This window comes from Nonomuraea rhodomycinica (assembly GCF_013363995.1).
Lineage (GTDB): Bacteria > Actinomycetota > Actinomycetes > Streptosporangiales > Streptosporangiaceae > Nonomuraea > Nonomuraea rhodomycinica.
Genome location: NZ_JABWGO010000013.1, coordinates 123127 through 140750, shown reverse-complemented (window position 1 = coordinate 140750; position 17624 = coordinate 123127). Strand labels below are relative to the sequence as shown.

Below are 17624 nucleotides of genomic sequence, written 5' to 3'. Positions count from 1 at the left end.
AACCACCTCGCTAGCCCAACTATGAATCACCATTGTTTGGACCACCTCCTTTCCGCGTACTCACGAAGTTATGCGGTGGCCCGCGAGAAGGGCAAGCGATTAAAGCGCCGGCCGTAGACTCGGAGCATGACCGAGACGCAGTGGCACGAGGAGCTCCGCGCCAAGGGCTACCGGGTGACTCCCCAGCGGCAGCTGGTGCTGGAGGCGGTCAAGGCGCTGGAGCACGCCACCCCTGAGGAGATCTGCGCCAAGGTCCGGGAGACGGCGCGCGGCGTCAACATCTCGACCGTCTACCGCACCCTCGAGCTCCTGGAGGAGCTGGGCATGGTGACGCACACCCATCTGGGGCACGGCGCGCCGACCTATCACCTGGCGGCCGAGGCCGACCACGTCCACCTGGTGTGCCGGGGATGCGGCGAGGTGATCGAGGTGCGGCCCGAGCTGGCGGAGGGGCTGGTGCGGGGGCTGGACGAGGAGCTGGGGTTCGCGACCGACGTCCACCACCTCACGGTGTTCGGCCGCTGCCGTGACTGCCGCTGAGGTCGAAGGTCCGCGCGGCCGATAATCTGGACGGCATGCGTAGTCCTCTGCTGGACCTGCCCGGCGCCGTGGCCGCCGAGGCTCCGGACGCCGACGTCGCCGCCCACTACGGTGACCTGTTCGCCGAACAGCGCGCGCTGGTGCGGGGCGAGGCGGTGGTCGACCGCAGCAACCGCGAGGTGATCCGGATCTCCGGCGCCGACCGGCTGAAGTGGCTCAACGACCTCACCTCGCAGAAGCTCGACACGCTCACTCCCGGCCAGTGGACGCGGACGCTCGACCTCGACCTCCAGGGCCGCATCCTGCACCACCTGACGCTGGTCGACGACGGCGAGAGCGTGCTCGCGCACGTCGAGCCGGGCACCGCCGACAGCCTGGTGGCCTACCTCGACCGCATGCGGTTCATGCTGCGGGTGGAGGTGACGCGGGCCGACGACCTGGCCGTGCTGTCCACGGCCACCGAGGACTTCCTGGTGCCGCGTTCGGAACTGCCGGAGCACCTGGGCAGGCCGCTGGCGGGGCTGTGGGCGTACGAGGCGCTGCGGATCGAGCGGCACGAGCCGCGGATGGGCCTCGACACCGACCACAAGACGATCCCGCACGAGATCGGCCTGATCGGCACCGCCGTCCACCTGAGCAAGGGCTGCTACCGCGGCCAGGAGACGGTCGCCCGGGTCCACAACCTGGGGCATCCGCCGCGGCGGCTGGTGTTCCTGCACCTCGACGGCAGCGTCGACACGCTGCCGCCGCACGGGGCGCCGGTGATCTTCGAGAGCCAGGAGGTGGGCACGGTCGGCTCGTCCGCGCGCCACCACGAGCTGGGGCCGATCGCGCTGGCGGTGGTCAAGCGCACGGTGCCGGTGGACGCGCCGCTGCTGGCGGGGGGTGTGGCGGCCGCCCAGGAGGTGATCGTCCCCCCGGACGCGGGGCGCAACGTCGCGATCGATCCCGCGCTGCGGCGTCGCATCCGCTAGCGATCTTTTTCGGTCGTCACGGCACAGCCGACCCGGCCGCCACCCGCCGCACGGGGCTGAGAGCCTCCAGGGGAACGGCCTCTGACCGGGTGACGGCGGGCCGCCGTCACGTGCGCGTTCTGGGCCGTCGCCGGGGTGAGGCCGGCGACCACGGCCGTTCGTGGACCCGCAGCCACGGCCGTTCGCGGAGTCCGCGCTCAGATGTCCACGATGAGCGTGATCGGCCCGTCGTTGACCAGGGAGACCTTCATGTCGGCGCCGAAGCTGCCCGTCTCCACGTGCGCCCCCAGCGCCCGCAGTTCCTCGACCACCGCCTCCACCAGCGGCTCGGCCACCGGCCCCGGGGCGGCGGCCTGCCAGGTGGGGCGGCGGCCCTTGCGCGCGTCGCCGTACAGCGTGAACTGGCTGATGACCAGCAGCGGCGCCGACACGTCGGAGCAGGACTTCTCGCCGTGCAGGACGCGCAGCCCCCACAGCTTGGCGGCGAGCTTGCGGGCCTCGGCGGCCGTGTCGGTGTGCGTGACCCCGACCAGCACGAGGAGCCCGGGCTCGTCGATGGCCCCGATCGTCTGACCGTCCACCGCCACGGACGCGGACGTCACTCGCTGCACCACTGCTCGCATGGGATCCCATTCTGGCGCAGTCCGGGGCCTTCGTAGACTCATGGCCGGAAAGGGGCGTGAAATGTCGCTGGTGGTGGAGGTTGTCCGTTCTGGGTTCGTGGAGTCGAGGCACCACGTCCGGATGTTGACGGTGGGCGCGGACGGCCGTCCCTTGGAGGCGCACGGGGCGGTGCACGTGCCGGCGTCGCCGCGTTCGTCGATGAAGCCCCTGCAGGCGCTGGGCATGCTGCGCGCCGGGCTGCGGCTGGAGGGGGAGCTGCTGGCGCTGGCCTGCGCCTCGCACGCCGGCGAGGCGATCCACGTCGAGGGGGTGCGGAAGATCCTCGCCGGGGCCGGTCTGGACGAGTCGGCGCTGCGGTGCCCGGAGGACTACCCCGAGGACCGCTCGGTGGCCGAGCGGGCCCGCGTGTACATGAACTGCTCCGGCAAGCACGCCGCCATGCTCGCCACCTGCGTGGCCAACGGGTGGCCGCTCGACACCTACCTGGAGGTCACGCATCCGCTCCAGCGGGCGATCCGGGCCACGGCGGAGGAGCTCACGGGGGAGCGGATGGCGGCCGCGGGCGTGGACGGCTGCGGGGCGCCCCTGTACTTCGTGTCGATGCTGGGGATGGCGCGGGCGTTCCGGGCGTTCCCGCTGGGGGAGGCGGGCTCGCCCGAGCGGCGGATCTTCGAGGCCGTGACGGCGTATCCCGAGTGGACGTCGGGCGGCAGCCGGGTGGAGGCGTCGCTCATGCGGGCCGTGCCGGGGCTGATGCTGAAGGCGGGGGCCGAGGGCTTCGAGGTGTTCGCCTTCGAGGACGGCCGGGCGGGTGCCGTCAAGGTCGAGGACGGGGCGTCGCGGGCGCGGACACCGGTGACGGTCGCGGCGCTGCGCTCGCTGGGCCTGGACACGGGCGAGCTGCCGGCCACGACGCCCGTCCTCGGCGGCGGCCGGGTCGTCGGCGAGCTGCGCCTGGCCGCCGCCCCGGCCTGACCTTCGCGGGGCACGGCCCCGCCCCGTCGCTCAGGCGGCCCGCGGCCAGTCCCAGCCGAGCTGGTGGAACAGGCCCAGGCGGTCGCTGACCGCCCGGATCTCGCTGATCCTCCCGTCGCCCACCGTGAAGATGAAGATCGCCTCGTTGGTGAAGCTCTTCCCGGTGGGCCGCGGCATGCGCGGGTGGTGGCCGGAGTGCGTCCCGGTCATGAGCAGCCGCGCCACGACGCGGTCGCCCTCCTCGACCAGGTCCTCGACCGACAGGTGGAACGGGTCGAACGCGTCGAGCTGCATCCTGATGCTCTCGAACGCGGCGCCGGGCTCGTCGGGCTCACCGTGGATGAGCTTGTTGTGGTCGACGACGTCGGCGGCCATGAAGGCGGGCAGGTCGCCCAGGCGGCGCTCGTTGACGGCGGTGAAGAAGTCGCGGATCAGGGTCTTCATGGCGCACTCGCTCTCTTACGCTGTAAGAACATATCTTACGGTGTATGAAACGAGCGGGCTTGTCAAGGGAGCGGATTCTGGACGCCGCGCTGGAACTGGTGGACCGGGACGGCGTCGCGGCGCTGTCCATGCGCCGGCTGGGCAAGGAGCTGGGCGTCGAGGCGATGACGCTGTACTACTACCTGCCGAACAAGGACGCCGTCCTCGACGGGCTCGTGGAGCGCACCCTGGCCGGGGTCGCCGTGCGGCCGGAGGGGCCGTGGCGGGAGTGGGCGCGCGCGTTCGCGGTGTCGTTCCGGGCGGCGCTGCTCGCCCACCCCGGGCTGCTGCCGCTGCTCGCCACCCGTCCGGTCGCGACGCCCGGCGGCCTGGACACCGCGGAGCGGGCCGCCCAGGCGCTGGTCGCCGAGGGGTTCACCGCCACGGACGCGCTCCACGTGATCACCACGCTGGCCACGTTCGTCATCGGGCAGGTGCTCGCGGAGGCCGGCGGCACGCCGGGGCACGACGGGCCCGACCCCCGGCCGGCGCTCGACCCGGACCGTCATCCCGTCTTCGGCGCCGCGCTGGCGGCCGGCCTCGGCACCGCTCGTGACCACGAGGACCGCTTCGCCTACGCCCTCGACGCCCTCCTGGGCGGCCTTGCCCCGAGATGAGCCCTTCCGAGAGGCGTCAGGGGCGCAGGAGGGCCGCGATCTCCAGGTGTCGCTTGGCGACCGCGTGCTCGAACGCCGTCATCCCGTCGCGGTCCGGGTGCCGCGGGTCGGCGCCCGCCGCCAGCAGCAGCCGGACGACCTCCTGGTAGCGCTCCGAGCCGTCACCCGCGACGACCGCCTTCAGCAGCGCCGTCAGGCCCTGGTCGTCGGTGTGGTCCACGGCGGCGCCCGCCTCCAGGGCCGCGCGCACGTAGTCGGCGTGGCCGCGCTCGCCGGCCAGGATCAGCACCGTGGCGCCGTCGCGGTTGACGTGGTCGAGGTCGGGCCCCGCGGGCAGCAGCACGCGCAGCATGGCGACGCTGCCCGTCACCCCGGTCACCAGCCACGGGGTGTCGCCCTGGTGGTCGGGCGCGTCGGGGTCGGCGCCGGCCGACACGAGGAGTTGCGCCACGTCCACGTGGTCGGCGGCGGCGGCCAGGAGCAGCGGGGTGCGGCCGCGGGCGTCGCGGGCCTCGAGCCAGGCCCCCTCGGTCACGGCCTCACGCACGGCGACGGCGTCGCCGCTGGCCACGGCCGTCAGCAGTTCCTCGTCGCGCACGCCTGATCCTTTCACGCCGGCGCCCGCCGCTCGCGGCGGGGCCGTCCGGCGCGTCGCCCACCCCTCCGGTACGCCGTCCGCACCCGCGCCGACCTGCGGCTCGTCACGAATAGAAGGTCCCACACCCCGGCGGACGTCATGCGGCCGGGGCGGCCGGAAGCGGCCCGCGGGGGACGGGGTCAGAGGGTGCGGAACTGGCGGGTGGCCGAGATGGCGCCCGACGTGGTGGTGGTGAACGTGCGCATCGAGCCGGCGAACTTCGACAGGTCCCACTCCGCCGGCCCGTGGTACCAGTACAGGTTGTCGGCCTGGTGCCCGTTGCCGGTGACCGAGGCGACGATGCGCGACCAGTGCTCCACCCCGTCGAAGATCACCGCGTACGGGAGGTAGCGGGAGAACAGCTCCACCCGGTGCTGCTCCGGCACCTCGCCCAGGTCGCCGGAGAACAGGTAGTCCCGGAACGCCAGCGTGTGCGCCAGCGCCGCCGACCCGCGGGCCGTCTTGGCCGGCATGTACTGCCCGCCCACCGCCAGCGCGCCGCCCGCGATGATCAGGGCCAGCCCGAGCAGCCCGTACGAGGTGAACCAGGCCAGCGCCACGGTGGCCAGCACGCCCACGCCGATGAGCGCCACCCCGGCCATCGTCCACCGGGTGCGCTCGGTGTCGGGGCGGCGGGCGAACCAGCCCTGCCTGACCACGTCGGCGTACAGGGCGTCGCGCACCTTGCCCAGGTGGCTGGCGAACGAGCCGGACAGCTGTGACAGCAGCACCGCCTCGCGCCCGTCGAAGATCGCGTCGTAGAGCGCCCGCTCGTACGGCAGGAGGGCGGCGGGATGCCCGGCGGGCAGCCTGACCAGCATCCAGTCGGGCGCGTCGTACGCCTGGCGGGGCTGCTCGTCGATGCGCAGGAACCCGCGCACGGCCAGGTCCACGATCGTCGCCGTCACGTCGACCACGTCGGCCTGCTCGTCCACGAGCGTGCCGATCTGGCCGGGCCGGACCCCGTCGGGCGGGGAGAAGTGCCCGTTCTGCACGGGCGTGCCCGTGTCGTGGTCCTTCTCGTGGGCGACCACCCTGGCGTCGCGCCCGCGCGTCCAGTACAGCAGCCCCACGCCGCCGAGCAGCAGCACGAGCAGGGCGGCGAGCGCGCCGCCGGTGACGGTGTTCAGCGCGAAAGCGGCGGTCAGCGAGAAGCGCCGGTCCAGGATGGGCGCACCGGCGCTGGCCCCCTTGGGGTAGGCCACGACGACGGTGAGCGCCTGCCCGGGGGCGAGGTTCTCCTGTTCGAACTCGGCCGAGGTGCCGGTGTGGTCCATGGCGGCGGAGGTGCAGCCGACGGCCGAGGTGAGCTCCCCGGCGAAGCACGACAGACTCTGCACCAGGCCCGGCCCGGCGACCTTGACCGTGGCCCTGGCGACGGGGACGCTCCACCCGTTCACCGCGAACCACCGCATCTCCTGCACGTTGCCGGCGGGCGTCACGGTGCCCTTGACGTCGTACTCGACCGTGGCGGGCGCCGTGACGGCCAGCTCGTCGCCGGTCAGCTTGCCGCCCTTGGCGTTCGCGATCCGGTAGAGCCGGTCGTCGGCGTCGTCGTGGCGGGTCCGGGTGAGGAACGTCCGGCGCAGCGCGCCCGTCGCACCCGAGATCTTCTCGGTGACGTGCAGCGTGCCGTCCTTGTGGAGGGTCATCGTGATCTCGTCGGTCATCCCCGCGCGGGCGGCCTGCGCCGGGGCCGGGGTGGTCGCGAGGATCGTGGCCGCCAGGGCGGCCGGCCCCAGAACGGCGGCGCTCGTGGCGGCCAGCGCACGCCTGAATCCCGTCATGGCCGGACATCGTAGCGGCAAGCGGTCCGCCGGCTTCGTCTCCGGCCCGGCTGTTGAACAGTTCGTTCAAAACATCGTGTTGACACCACCTCGTTCAGCGCTGCATCCTCGTGTCATGTCATCGACGGACGATCCCTTCACGCCGCCGCGGCCGGAGCAGGCGCGGGCGCATCGCGTGCACGCGTCGCTGTTCCGCATCGCCGAGCGGCACGCGGCCACCCAGGAGCAACGGCTCCGGCAGACGCACCCGTCGGCCATCGGGCCGCACGAGGCCGTGCGGCTGGTGTCGTTCCTGCTCAGCGGGGCCGCGCTGCTGGACGACGGCGAGCCGGAGGTGGACCACGCCGACATCACCGCGGCGCTGAGCCTCGTCCCCCAGGCGCGCGGGGAGATGGACGAGCTGGAGGCCGGGCTCCTGCAGATGGCGCGCGGTCGCGGCATGACCTGGCAGGAGATCGCCTTCGGGCTCGGGCTCGGCACCCCGCAGGCCGCCAGGCAGCGGTACGAACGACTGGTCGGCCGCGTCGCACCCGACGCGGAGGACCAGCCGGACGCTGAAGGCCGGCGGGTGGCGGAAGGGTAGCGGGCGGCGGGAGGCTAGCGGTCGAGGGAGACGGCCGTGGCCGCCCGCCGCACGCTCTCGTCGGAGGCGGGCCCGCCGGGGTTCTCCGTGGCGAGCTCCTGGTTGAGCCGGACGAACGGCCGCATCCGCTCCTCGTACCGGTCGAAGGCACCCCGCCGGTCCGCGCCCAGCTCGTCCGCCAGCACGTACGCCCCCACCATGGCGAGGCTGGTGCCCTGGCCCGACAGCGGCGAGGCGCAGTAGCCCGCGTCGCCCAGCAGCGTGACCCGGCCCGCGGACCAGCGGTCCATGTGGATCTGCGCCATGGCGTCGAAGTAGAAGTCGTCGGCCTCCCACATCGCCTTCATCAGCCGCGGGGTCTCCCAGCCCAGCGCCGAGCAGTGCTCCTCGACCAGTCGCTTCTGCGCCTCGACGTCGCGGTGGTCGTAGGAGATCGGGCCGGCGCCGAACCCCGCGTTCACCCGGATCGTGGCGTTGCCCGGCGCGCTGTAGACGCCGTAGCCGGCGTCGCCCTCGCGGTGCCAGACCTGCCAGCGGTCGAGGTCGAGGAAGTTGGGGGCGCTGTAGATGGAGACGTACATGCCGAGGTGGCGGACGAAGCGCGACTCCTCGCCGAACGCCAGCGCGCGGACGTTGGAGTGCAGGCCGTCGGCGCCGACCACGTAGTCGAAACGCCGCCGCCCGCCCCGCTCGAACGTCACGTCCACGCCGTCCGCGTCCTGCTCCAGCGCGGCGATGGAGTCGCCGTAGAGCGTCTCCGCGTCGCCGGCCGTGGCGGTGACGATGGCGACGAGGTCCTCCCGCATGATCTCGACGTCGTCGCCGTCCAGCCGGCCGGCGCTGATCGTGCGCTCGGTGGTGCGCATGGTCTCGTTGCCGTCGCGGTCGACCATCGACATGCCCAGCATGCGGGTCCGCCTGGCGAGGACCTGCTCCAGGACGCCCATCCGCTCGGCCACGGTGACGGCGGCTCCGCGCAGGTCGACGGCCTGGCCACCGCGGCGCGGGGCGGGGGCGCGCTCCACGATCGTCACCTCGAAGCCGTGACGGGCCAGCCAGTACGCGAGGACGGGCCCGCCGATGCCGGCGCCGGAGACGAGAACACTGCTCATGGAGGACCTCCATCTGTTTGGACGGTGTACGCGGCTGAATGTACAGCGTATTTTGGGTGCGTACAACCAGGTAGATGTACTAGTCTGTACTAGAACAGCAATGACCAGGAGGTTCGATGCCGGCTCCGCCGTACCTGCGGATCGTCGAGGACGTCAAGGCCCGGGTGGCCCGCGGGGAGCTGAAGGAGGGCGACCGGGTGCCCTCGACCCGGCGGCTCGCCCAGGACTGGGGCGTCGCGCTCGCCACCGCCGCCAAGGCCCTCACCGTGCTGGCCCAGGAGGGCGTGGTCAGGGCCGAGCCGCGCGTCGGCACGCTGGTGACCTCATGGCGTCCAGGAGCCGGCCCGCGCGCCCAGGCGGGCGCCCGGCGGCTCGGGGGAGGGGAGCACGAGCTGACGCGGGAGCGCGTCGTCGCCGTGGCCGTCGAGATGGCCGACGCCGAAGGGCTGGCCGCGGTGTCCATGCGGGGCGTCGCCGGACGGCTCGGCGCGTCCACGATGTCGCTCTACCGGCACGTGCGCGACAAGGACGACCTCGTCGGGCTGATGATCGACGCGGTGCTCGGGGAGTTCCCGCTCCCGGAGGAGCCGCCGCCCGGCTGGCGGGCGCGGCTGGAGCTCTCCGCGCGCCTGCAGTGGGCCGCCTACCGCAGGCATCCGTGGCTGGCCTGGGTCACCTCGCTCACCCGGCCACGGCCCTCGCCCGGCCTGCTCCGGCACACCGAATGGGCGCTCGCGGCGGTCGACGGCCACGGCCTCGCCCCCGACGCGATGATGCGGATCCACATCCTGCTCTACAGCTACGTCCAGGGCATCGCGGCCAACCTGGAGCTGGAGCAGCAGGCCCAGGCCGCCACCGGCCTGACCGACGAGGAGTGGATGGACCGGAACGCCCCGTACCCCGCGCTGCTCGCCCAGGGCGGCTATCCCACGTTCGTCAAGGTGGTCGAGGACCTCGGCGGCGACTTCGAGCTCGACCTCGACCGGCTCTTCGAGTTCGGCCTGCGCCCGCTGCTCGACGGGCTGGCGCTGATCATCGAGCGCGGGTGAGCGGGGCGCTCAGTCGCAGATCTCCACCCGCACCCGGCGGAAGCCGCGCCCCTTGCTCTCGATCTTGGCGACCCGCAGCCGGCCGATCTGCCGGGTCGAGGCCACGTGGGTGCCGCCGTCGGCCTGCGTGTCGAGCCCGACGATGTCGACGATCCGCACGTCCGTCACCGACTCCGGCACCAGGTTGGACGCGGTGCGGATGATGTCGGGGATGGCGAACGCCTCCGGCCGGGGCAGCACCCGCACGTCGATGCGCCGGTCGGCCTGGATCTCGGCGTTGCAGGCGGCCTCCACGGCGTCGCGGAAGCCCGGCGGCACCTCCGGCAGGTTGAAGTCCATGCGGGCCGTGCCGACCGTGCCGCGCTCGGGCACGATCAGGGCGTCCATGTTGCCGCCCGTCACCAGCGAGCCGTAGTCGCGGAAGACCACCCCGCACAGCACGTGCAGCCCCGAGTGGGTGCGCATGAGGGCGGAGCGGCGCTCGTCGGCCACGGCCGCCCGCACCGTCGTGCCCACGGGCGGGACGGGGTCGCCCTCGGCCGGGATGAGCTGGAGGTCGTCGCCCTTGCGCACGCCTTCGATCCGCGTCTCCACGCCCTGCCAGAGCAGAACTCCGTGATCGGCCGGCTGGCCGCCGCCGCCCGGATAGAATGCGGACCGGTCCAAGACGATTCCGTCGGGCGTGGCGTCGAGGACGACGGCCTCGAAGTCGCGAAGGTTCTGGTCGGCCAGTTCGAGCCTTCGCGTGCGTCCATGGAGGTCGATGGTCATGGCGGCAGCCTAGAGCTCCTGAGGTGGCGATGCGCGACCTGGTGCGTTCCCCGTTGACCGCATCGGCCGCGCTGATCCTGGCGATATGTCCCGTCATATCAGCATGTACGGCCAGCGCCGCACCGCCCCCCTCGGAAGCGCCCGGCCACCCCGCGGCCGCCTCCCACGCCGCCGCGTCCCAGGAGCCCACGTCCCAGGAGGCCACGTCCCCGGAGGACACGTCCCAGGAGGCCGCGTCCCGAGGGGCCGGCCCGTCTCAGGGGGTCGCCTCCGAGCGCTCCAGCGCCTCGTCCACGCGCCGCTCCCCGCCCGCGCCTCCCAGCCGCCGCGAGCCCGGGGCGGCGCCGGTGATGATGGTCCTGGGCGACAGCTTCACCGTCGGCTCGGGCCCCGTGCCCGCCTGGCGGGCCTACGCCTGCCAGGCCGCCCGCCTGCTCGGCTGGCAGCCGGTCATCGCCGGAGCGGGCGGCACCGGCTACCTCAACCGCGGGCGCGCCGGCCGCACGTTCCAGCAGTCGTACGAGGAGGAACTGGCCTGGCGCCCGGCCCCGGACGTGCTCGTCGTCTCCGGCGGCCACAACGACCAGCGCTGGAGCACCGGGCAGGTCGGGCGGGCGGCCGCCCGGCTGGTGCGCGACGCGCGGGCGGGCTGGCCGGCCACGAGGATCGTCCTCGTCGGCCCCATCTGGCTGGAGGCGGTCCCGGCCAAGGCCCTGCGCATCCGCGACACCCTGGCCGAGGTCGCCCGGCGGGAGGGCGTGGAGTTCCTCGACCCGCTGCGGCACCACTGGGCCGGCGGCGACCCGTCGGCCGTGGTGCTGCCCGACGGCGTCCACCCGACGCCCGCCGGGCACCTGCTGCTGGCCCGCTGGCTGGCCCGGTCCCTGCGCAGCTAGCGGGCGGAGGGTCTACCAGCCGCCGTAGGGGCCGCCGCCGCGGCCCATGCCCTTGACGGCCGGCTTCACGTCGACGATGTAGACCACGGCGGCGATCACCGCGGCGATCGAGAAGATGCTCACCGCGCTCAGCCCGATGAACTGCAACCCGCCGACGAGGAGGAACATGTTGAGGAACGACCACGCCCCCGCCAGCGAGAACAGCGTCGCCAGGGCCAGGATGATCAGCCAGATGTTCTTCTTCAGCTTGCCCGCCGCGACGAAGGCGGCCGGCGGCACCCGCAGCGCGTGCACCAGCCCGTAGGCCGACATGCCGAAGATGCCGGCGGAGAGCAGCAGGAAGAGGAAGTTGAGTCCGCCGTTGACGATGTCCATGTGTGCGCTCCGCCTCACGCTCGCGATGAATCGGCTTCAGCCTAATGGCCCGTGCCGGCCGCCGGGCACTCTCGGCGGCGACGGCCGGGAACCGAAAGGCCCGCCCCCGGCGACGGGGACGGGCCTCACGATCTGACGGTCAGGCCTTGGCCTTGGTGGTCGTGCGGGTCTTCCTGGCCGGGGTGACCGGGGTGGCGACGGGCGGCTCGGCGGCCTCCGACACCTCCTCCAGCTCCAGCGCGGCCTCGCCGCTCACCTTGCTGACGGCCTTGCGGCCGCGGGTGGCGAAGTCCTCGTAGACCACCGAGGCGCGCTGGGTGAGCTGGTCGGCGTAGCCGCGGGCCTTCTCCGGCAGCTCCTTGGCGAAGCCCTCGGCCTTGTCGGCGTAGACGCGGGCCAGCTCGGGCAGGTCCTTGCCGAGGTCGACACGGCGCGCCTGCAGCTTCTGGAGCTGCTCGGGGAGCTCGCGCAGCTTCTCGACGGCGTAGTCGCCGACGCCGGCCACGGCGTAGAACGGCTTGGAATCGGTGAGCTTCTTGACCTCGGTGGCGAGCGTCATGGGTTAACCTTCCTTGGTTTCCTGGTTGACGGTGTCGTTGCCGGTGGACGCCGCATAGGGCTCAAGAGCGGCGCGAAGCTCCGCCGGCAGCGACTGCTCGTCGTCCGCGACGGAGTCGCTCCGGGGATGAGCTTTCTGGGAGGTCTGCTCGTCCTCGGAGTGCTTCTCCTTGCGGAACGACTCATAGATATCAATCAGCACCTGGCGTTGCCGCTCGGTGAGATGCGTGTCGGCCCTGATGGCGGTGACGACGTCGCTCGGGGTCTCACGGTCCTCGATGAGGCCGGCCTGCACGTACAGCGCCTGGGCGGAGATGTGCAGGCCCTTGGCGATCTGGTTGAGGATCTCCGCGCTCGGCTTGCGCAGGCCGCGCTCGATCTGGCTCAGGTAGGGGTTGGAGACCCCCGCCGCCGCCGCGAGCTGGCGCAGCGAGATCTTCGCCTGCTGCCTCTGCTCGCGGATGTACTCGCCGATCGAGCCGACCTTCGGTAGTGCCATGCCTCCATTGTGCGCCACTCTGCTTGCAATTGCAAACGGAATGGTTAACACCAGCAAGCGTCAGAGCTGGTAGATCCAGAGGAACGGCGCGGACGTGACCAACGTCACGGACAGCGCGACGGCGCCGTACCGGAGGCTCACCGGCAGCTCCGGCACCGGCTTGAGCAGCCGGTCCACCCGTGCCATGAGGTTGTGGGCGCCGACGCCGAGCATGCCGTGCGGGGTCGGCATGGCGCCGGCCGTGCCGAACCTGAGCAGCGCGGTCGCGAGCCGGCGCGGCGAGCAGTAGCGGCGGGCGCGGTCGTCGGCGGCCATCTCGATGAGCAGCTCCACCTGGGCCTGCGCGTCGCGGACCACCTTCGACCAGGGCAGCGCGCGGCGCAGCGCCGCGAACGGCAGCAGCACCAGGTCGTGCCGCTCACGCACGTGGGCCGCCTCGTGCGCGAGCACGGCGGCCATCTCGTCCTTCGACAGCAGGCTCAGCGCGCCCTGGCTGACCACGACCTGCGAGCGCAGCCCCGGCACGCAGTAGGCGGCCGCGCTCGGGTGGTCGAGCACGCGCACGCCGGGCAGCACCGGGTCGTCGTGGGAGATCAGGGCCAGCAGCGTGCGGTGCCGGTGACGGGCCCGCAACGTCTGCACGCCCGCGGTCAGCAGGACCGCGACCAGCACGGCCAGCGCGGTGAGGCCGGCGACCATCGCGACCACGTGCAGCGCGTCCCACGGCTCGCGCGGCGAGCGGCCGGTGGCGAAGGAGACCAGCCCGTGCAGCACGCCCTCGCCGTACGGCTGGACGGCGAAGGCCAGCATCGCGCCGGTGGAGGCCAGGCCCCAGGACACGCCCAGGGCCTGCCAGAGGAGGATCGCGGTCTTGGGTGCCCGGGAGGTCCAGCGGGCCGTGGTGAAACGCCAGGAGCCGAGCCCGCACGCCGTGGCGAGCGCTGCCAGCACCGCTGCCGTGGTCACTCGTCCTCCAGCTCCGTGAGGGCTCTTCGCAGGATCTCCGCCTCCGGGCCGGACACGGCCTGGGCGAAGCGGGTCAGGGCGGCCGAGCGGTCGCCCGTCATGTCGAGCGCTTCCAGCATAAGCTCCGCGACGTACGCGTCGCGGGTCGCAGCCGGAGCGTAGCGCCATGCGCGGCCGTCGCGGGTGCGGTGGAGGAACCCCTTGCGGGTGAGACGGTCGAGAACGGTCATGACCGTGGTCGGGGCGAGGTCGCGGTCGGCGATGAGCCGGCCGACCTCGCGGGCGGTGAGCGCCGTGCTCTGCGCCCAGAGGATGTCCATGATGCTGCGTTCGAGCTCGCCGAGACCCTTCACACGCTCCAGCGTAGTACTACGACCTGTCGAGCACGCATCCGGACGTCGTGAGACCTCCGGCACATCCGTGCACACCATCCTCACCGAAGGGCAAGAAACGTCACAAAAATGGTCAACCCTTTAGTGGGGCGACGGCCTGCCACGGCACCGTGACCTCGCCCAGCCGCCACCGGGCCACCCCGCCGAGGGGCGCCTGGCGCGGGATCGGCCACGTGCGGGCCAGCATGGTCACCGCCGCCAGCCACCGCTGCCGCAGCCCGTGCACCCCGTACGGCGCGCACACCGCCCACGCGTGGTCGAAGTCGCGCAGGAAGGCGTGCACCCGCTCACCCGGGACGTTGCGGTGGATGAGCGTCTTGGGCAGCCGCTCGGCCAGGTCGGAGGGCCGTTCGAAGGCGTCGAAGCGGGCCGAGAACGTGAGCGTGCGCGGCCCCTCGGCGGTCACCCCGGCCCAGACCGCGCGGTGGCCCACCTCGGAGCAGGTGCCCTCGACCAGGACGCCACCGGGGGCCAGCCGGCCGCGCAGCAAGTCCCAGTAGTGCCACGCCTCCGCCTCGCCGTACTGGCGCAGCACGTTGAACGCGCGCACCAGCACCGGCGGGCGCGGCACCGGCAGCTCGAACCCGCCGAGCGCGAAGCTCAGCCCCGGCCGCTCGTACGGCTTGGCCAGCGCGACCCGCGCCGGGTCGATCTCGATGCCCGTGACCTCGACGTCGGGCCGGATCCGGCGCAGCCGCGTGAACAGCTCCAGCGTCGTCACGTGCGAGGCGCCGTAGCCGAGGTCCACGACCAGGGGCCGATCGGCGCCGCGCAGCAGGGCGCCGTGGGCCGCGGCGATCCACCGGTCGGCCCTGCGCAGCCGGTTCTGACCGGTGGTGCCCCGGGTGATCGAGCCGACCGGCCGGCCCGCGGGCCCGGCCGGCCTAGCCACTGACGCGGTGGACCTTGTGCTGGGCGGCCTGCGCGCGCGGGCGCATGACGATGCGGTCGATGTTGACGTGGGACGGCCGGGTGACGGTCCAGGCGATCGCGTCGGCCACGTCGTCGGCGGTCAGCGGGTCGGGCACGCCCTCGTAGACCCGGGCGGCGGCCGTCTCGTCGCCCCGGAACCGGTTGACCGCGAACCCCTCGGTGCGCACCATGCCGGGGGCGATCTCCACCACCCGTACCGGCTGCCCCGACAGCTCCAGCCGCAGCGTGCCCGCCATGGACGACTGGGCGTGCTTGGCCGCGACGTACCCGCCGCCGCCCTCGTACGGCACCATGCCGGCGGTCGAGGTGAGCAGCACGACCACGCCGTCGCCCGACTCCACCAGCTTGGGCAGCAGCGCCTGGGTCACGCGCAGCGTGCCCAGCACATTCGTGTCGAACATCGCCTGCCAGTCGTCGATCCGTCCCTCGGCGACGGACTCCACGCCGAGCGCGCCGCCCGCGTTGTTGACCAGCACGTCGCAGCGCTCCAGCGCGGCGGCCAGCTCGTTGACCGACTCCTGCGAGGTCACGTCGAGTGTGACGGGCCTGATCGAGGGCAGCTCCTCGGCCAGTCGCTCCAGGCGGTCGCGCCGCCGGGCGCCCGCCACCACGTCGTAGCCCTCGGCGGCGAGGCGCCGCGCCGTCGCCTCGCCGATGCCGCTGCTCGCACCGGTCACCACAGCCGTTCTCCTCATGGGCCACATCCTGCCAGGACCGCCCGGACGCCCTCGGCCGAGACCACCTGTCGGGAACGCCGGGCTTTCCGGCCCGCCGCATGCGGCCCGCCGCGTGCGCGCCCGGCCGCACGCCCGACCCCGGCCGAGATCGCATGTCGGGAATGCCGGAAACTTGTGGCCCATCGCATCCCCCCAGGACGGCACGCTCGACCCCGGCCGAGATCGCGTGTCGGGAATGCCGGAAACTTGTGGCCCATCGCATCCCCCCAGGACGGCACGCTCGACCCCGGCCGAGGCGACATGTCGGGAATGCCGGAAAATTTTGGTTGGTTGGTTTCGTTTTGGAGGTGATGTCGGGTGAGGCGACGGCCGGTGCACCGGGTCGCGACGATCAGCATGCACACGTCACCGCTGGACCAGCCCGGCACGGGCGACGCCGGCGGCATGAACGTCTACATCGTCGAGTCGGCCAAACGGCTCGCCCAGCTCGGCGTGGAGGTGGACATCTTCACCCGCGCCACCGCCGGCGACCTGCCGCCGGTGACCGAGCTCGCCCCCGGCGTCCTCGTCCGCCACCTCACCGCCGGGCCGTACGAGGAGCTCGACCGCGCCGACATGCCGGGCCAGCTCTGCGCGTTCCTGTCCGGCGTGCTGCGCACCGAGGCCATGTACGACCCCGGCCGCTACGACGTCATCCACTCCCACTACTGGCTGTCGGGCCAGGTCGGCTGGCTGGCCAAGGAGCGCTGGGGCGTCCCCCTCGTCCACACCATGCACACCATGGCCAAGGTCAAGAACCTCCTGCTGGCCCGCGACGACCGCCCGGAGCCACAGGCCCGCGTGGTCGGCGAGCAGCAGGTCGTCGAGATCGCCGACCGCCTCGTCGCCAACACCGCCGACGAGGCCCAGGAGCTCATCGACCTGTACGGGGCGCCAGAGGAACGGGTCGCCGTCGTGAACCCCGGCGTCAACCTCACCGTCTTCCAGCCCGCCTCCAAGGGCGCCGCCCGCCGCCGGCTCGGCCTGCCGCAGGACGCCCACGTGCTGCTCTTCGTCGGCCGCATCCAGCCGTTGAAGGCCCCCGACGTGCTCCTGCGCGCCGCCTCCCGCATGCTCATCGAGGACCCGTCGCTGCGCGGGCGGCTCATCGTCGCCTGCGTGGGCGGCCCCTCGGGCAACGGCCTTGCCCGGCCCGCCCTCCTCGTCGAGCTGGCCGCCGAGCTGGGCATCGCCGACGTGGTGCGGCTCGTCCCGCCCGCGCCGCAGGAGGAGCTGGCCGACTGGTACCGCGCCGCCGACGTCACCGTCGTGCCGTCGTACAGCGAGTCGTTCGGGCTGGTCGCGCTGGAGTCGCAGGCGTGCGGCACGCCCGTCGCGGCGGCCGCCGTCGGCGGGCTGCGCACGGCCGTGCGCGACGGCGTGTCGGGTGTGCTCGTGGACGGCCACGACCCCCACGAGTGGTCGCGCGCGCTGCGCCGCTTCGTCACCTCGCCGCGCTGGCGCGAGCACCTGTCGTCGGGCGCGCGCACGCACGCCGCCGCCTTCGGCTGGCAGGCCACCGCCGCGCACCTCAAGGACGTCTACGCCGAGGCCGTCGCCCACCTGCACCGGCTGCCCCTCGCGATCAACTCGTAGGGCTCCGGCTCGTAAGGTGTACGGCATGCGCGATGTCGTCGAAGCCGCGCTCAAGGCCGCGGACGTCTCCTACGACGAGCCCCGGCCCGGAGCCTTCCTGGTGAAGCTGCCGGGCCAGCACAAGCTGGCCACCATGACCTGGCTGATCGTCGGCGAGCAGGTGCTGCACGTCGAGGCGTTCTTCTGCCGCCAGCCGGACGAGAACCACGCCGAGTTCTACAAGTGGCTGCTCGCCCGCAACGGCGGCATGTACGGCGTGCACTTCTCCGTCGACTCCGTGGGCGACGTCTACCTCGTGGGGCGGGTGCCGCTCGCGGCCGTCGGCGAGGACGAGATCGACCGCCTCCTCGGGTGCGTGCTGACCTACTCCGACGACTGGTTCGACCGGGCGCTGGAGCTGGGGTTCGCCTCGTCGATCCGGCGCGAGTGGGAGTGGCGGGCCAAGCGCGGCGAGTCGCTGGCCAACCTCCAGGCGTTCGCCCGCTTCGCCGACCCCGGCCGCGCGGGCGACTGACCCCCGCCGCCGTTTTGGAGCGGGCCC

22 protein-coding genes are annotated in these 17624 nt (G+C 73.0%); 9 read left to right on the top strand and 13 right to left on the bottom strand.

The genetic code is table 11. The features are described from left to right. Nucleotides 1–126 precede the first annotated feature (126 nt). Nucleotides 127–540, top strand: a complete 414-nt coding sequence (locus tag HT134_RS37785) for a Fur family transcriptional regulator (RefSeq protein WP_175605283.1) — start codon at nt 127–129, stop codon at nt 538–540. A gap of 35 nt (nt 541–575) precedes the next feature. Beyond that, entirely contained in the window at nt 576–1514 is a 939-nt protein-coding gene (ygfZ, locus tag HT134_RS37780) for a CAF17-like 4Fe-4S cluster assembly/insertion protein YgfZ (protein ID WP_175605282.1), read from the top strand. 197 nt (nt 1515–1711) lie between these two features. On the opposite strand, the gene dtd is transcribed toward ygfZ, so the two are convergent. Further along, nucleotides 1712–2137 carry a D-aminoacyl-tRNA deacylase gene (dtd, locus tag HT134_RS37775; RefSeq protein ID WP_175605281.1) on the bottom strand — a complete coding sequence of 142 codons (426 nt, stop codon included), beginning with the start codon at nt 2135–2137 and terminating at the stop codon, nt 1712–1714. On the opposite strand from dtd, the gene HT134_RS37770 reads away from it, so the two are divergent. Continuing rightward, a complete protein-coding gene (locus HT134_RS37770) occupies nt 2136–3113 on the top strand; it encodes an asparaginase (protein WP_312888730.1) in 978 nt (325 codons plus the stop codon). The genes dtd and HT134_RS37770 overlap by 2 nt on opposite strands. A 30-nt stretch (nt 3114–3143) precedes the next feature. Here the strand turns inward: HT134_RS37770 and HT134_RS37765 are convergent, their stop codons facing one another. Continuing rightward, on the bottom strand, nt 3144–3557 hold the full coding sequence (locus HT134_RS37765; RefSeq protein WP_175605279.1) for an ester cyclase: 414 nt from the start codon (nt 3555–3557) through the stop codon (nt 3144–3146). A gap of 59 nt (nt 3558–3616) precedes the next feature. On the opposite strand from HT134_RS37765, the gene HT134_RS37760 reads away from it, so the two are divergent. Then, complete coding sequence (locus HT134_RS37760; protein WP_217708823.1) at nt 3617–4213, top strand: TetR/AcrR family transcriptional regulator C-terminal domain-containing protein; 597 nt, start codon at nt 3617–3619, stop codon at nt 4211–4213. 16 nt (nt 4214–4229) lie between these two features. On the opposite strand, the gene HT134_RS46405 is transcribed toward HT134_RS37760, so the two are convergent. Both HT134_RS46405 and HT134_RS37750 read right to left on the bottom strand, forming a co-directional pair. Next, nucleotides 4230–4811, bottom strand: a complete 582-nt coding sequence (locus tag HT134_RS46405; RefSeq protein ID WP_175605277.1) for an ankyrin repeat domain-containing protein — start codon at nt 4809–4811, stop codon at nt 4230–4232. Between the two features lie 179 nt (nt 4812–4990). Continuing rightward, nucleotides 4991–6637, bottom strand: coding sequence for a DUF2207 domain-containing protein (locus HT134_RS37750; RefSeq protein ID WP_175605276.1), 1647 nt, complete (start codon nt 6635–6637; stop codon nt 4991–4993). 115 nt (nt 6638–6752) lie between these two features. On the opposite strand from HT134_RS37750, the gene HT134_RS37745 reads away from it, so the two are divergent. After that, a complete protein-coding gene (locus tag HT134_RS37745) occupies nt 6753–7220 on the top strand; it encodes a DNA-binding protein (RefSeq protein WP_175605275.1) in 468 nt (155 codons plus the stop codon). Nucleotides 7221–7234: 14 nt separating this feature from the next. Here HT134_RS37745 and HT134_RS37740 read toward each other — a convergent pair whose 3' ends face one another. Then, nucleotides 7235–8332, bottom strand: coding sequence for an FAD-dependent monooxygenase (locus HT134_RS37740; RefSeq protein ID WP_175605274.1), 1098 nt, complete (start codon nt 8330–8332; stop codon nt 7235–7237). A 116-nt stretch (nt 8333–8448) separates the two neighbouring features. On the opposite strand from HT134_RS37740, the gene HT134_RS37735 reads away from it, so the two are divergent. After that, a complete protein-coding gene (locus tag HT134_RS37735) occupies nt 8449–9381 on the top strand; it encodes a TetR/AcrR family transcriptional regulator (RefSeq protein WP_175605273.1) in 933 nt (310 codons plus the stop codon). Between the two features lie 9 nt (nt 9382–9390). Here the strand turns inward: HT134_RS37735 and HT134_RS37730 are convergent, their stop codons facing one another. Further along, the gene (locus HT134_RS37730; protein ID WP_175605272.1) at nt 9391–10152 is read right to left on the bottom strand and encodes an alanyl-tRNA editing protein; all 762 of its coding nucleotides are present in this window, start codon (nt 10150–10152) and stop codon (nt 9391–9393) included. 350 nt (nt 10153–10502) lie between these two features. Here HT134_RS37730 and HT134_RS37725 point away from each other — a divergent pair, with 350 nt between their 5' ends. Next, entirely contained in the window at nt 10503–11048 is a 546-nt protein-coding gene (locus tag HT134_RS37725; protein WP_246366303.1) for an SGNH/GDSL hydrolase family protein, read from the top strand. 12 nt (nt 11049–11060) lie between these two features. Here the strand turns inward: HT134_RS37725 and HT134_RS37720 are convergent, their stop codons facing one another. From HT134_RS37720 to HT134_RS37690, 7 genes are all read right to left on the bottom strand, one after another. Continuing rightward, entirely contained in the window at nt 11061–11423 is a 363-nt protein-coding gene (locus HT134_RS37720; RefSeq protein ID WP_175605270.1) for a DUF2516 family protein, read from the bottom strand. A 139-nt stretch (nt 11424–11562) separates the two neighbouring features. Continuing rightward, nucleotides 11563–11982: a hypothetical protein gene (locus tag HT134_RS37715; protein WP_175605269.1), complete on the bottom strand. Its 420-nt coding sequence runs from the start codon at nt 11980–11982 to the stop codon at nt 11563–11565. A gap of 3 nt (nt 11983–11985) precedes the next feature. Next, nucleotides 11986–12480, bottom strand: a complete 495-nt coding sequence (locus tag HT134_RS37710) for a helix-turn-helix domain-containing protein (RefSeq protein WP_175605268.1) — start codon at nt 12478–12480, stop codon at nt 11986–11988. A gap of 60 nt (nt 12481–12540) precedes the next feature. Next, nucleotides 12541–13446, bottom strand: a complete 906-nt coding sequence (locus HT134_RS37705) for a M56 family metallopeptidase (RefSeq protein ID WP_175605267.1) — start codon at nt 13444–13446, stop codon at nt 12541–12543. Continuing rightward, on the bottom strand, nt 13443–13799 hold the full coding sequence (locus HT134_RS37700) for a BlaI/MecI/CopY family transcriptional regulator (RefSeq protein ID WP_312888728.1): 357 nt from the start codon (nt 13797–13799) through the stop codon (nt 13443–13445). The genes HT134_RS37705 and HT134_RS37700 overlap by 4 nt, the downstream gene beginning before the upstream one ends. A gap of 112 nt (nt 13800–13911) precedes the next feature. Next, the gene (locus tag HT134_RS37695) at nt 13912–14730 is read right to left on the bottom strand and encodes a class I SAM-dependent methyltransferase (RefSeq protein ID WP_175605266.1); all 819 of its coding nucleotides are present in this window, start codon (nt 14728–14730) and stop codon (nt 13912–13914) included. Then, nucleotides 14723–15466: an SDR family NAD(P)-dependent oxidoreductase gene (locus HT134_RS37690; protein WP_175605265.1), complete on the bottom strand. Its 744-nt coding sequence runs from the start codon at nt 15464–15466 to the stop codon at nt 14723–14725. The genes HT134_RS37695 and HT134_RS37690 overlap by 8 nt, the downstream gene beginning before the upstream one ends. 339 nt (nt 15467–15805) lie before the next feature. Between HT134_RS37690 and mshA the strand changes: the two genes are divergently transcribed. Next, complete coding sequence (gene mshA / locus HT134_RS37685; RefSeq protein ID WP_312888727.1) at nt 15806–17083, top strand: D-inositol-3-phosphate glycosyltransferase; 1278 nt, start codon at nt 15806–15808, stop codon at nt 17081–17083. Between the two features lie 25 nt (nt 17084–17108). Continuing rightward, entirely contained in the window at nt 17109–17597 is a 489-nt protein-coding gene (locus HT134_RS37680) for a type III secretion system chaperone family protein (protein WP_175605264.1), read from the top strand. The last annotated feature ends 27 nt before the right edge of the window (nt 17598–17624 follow it).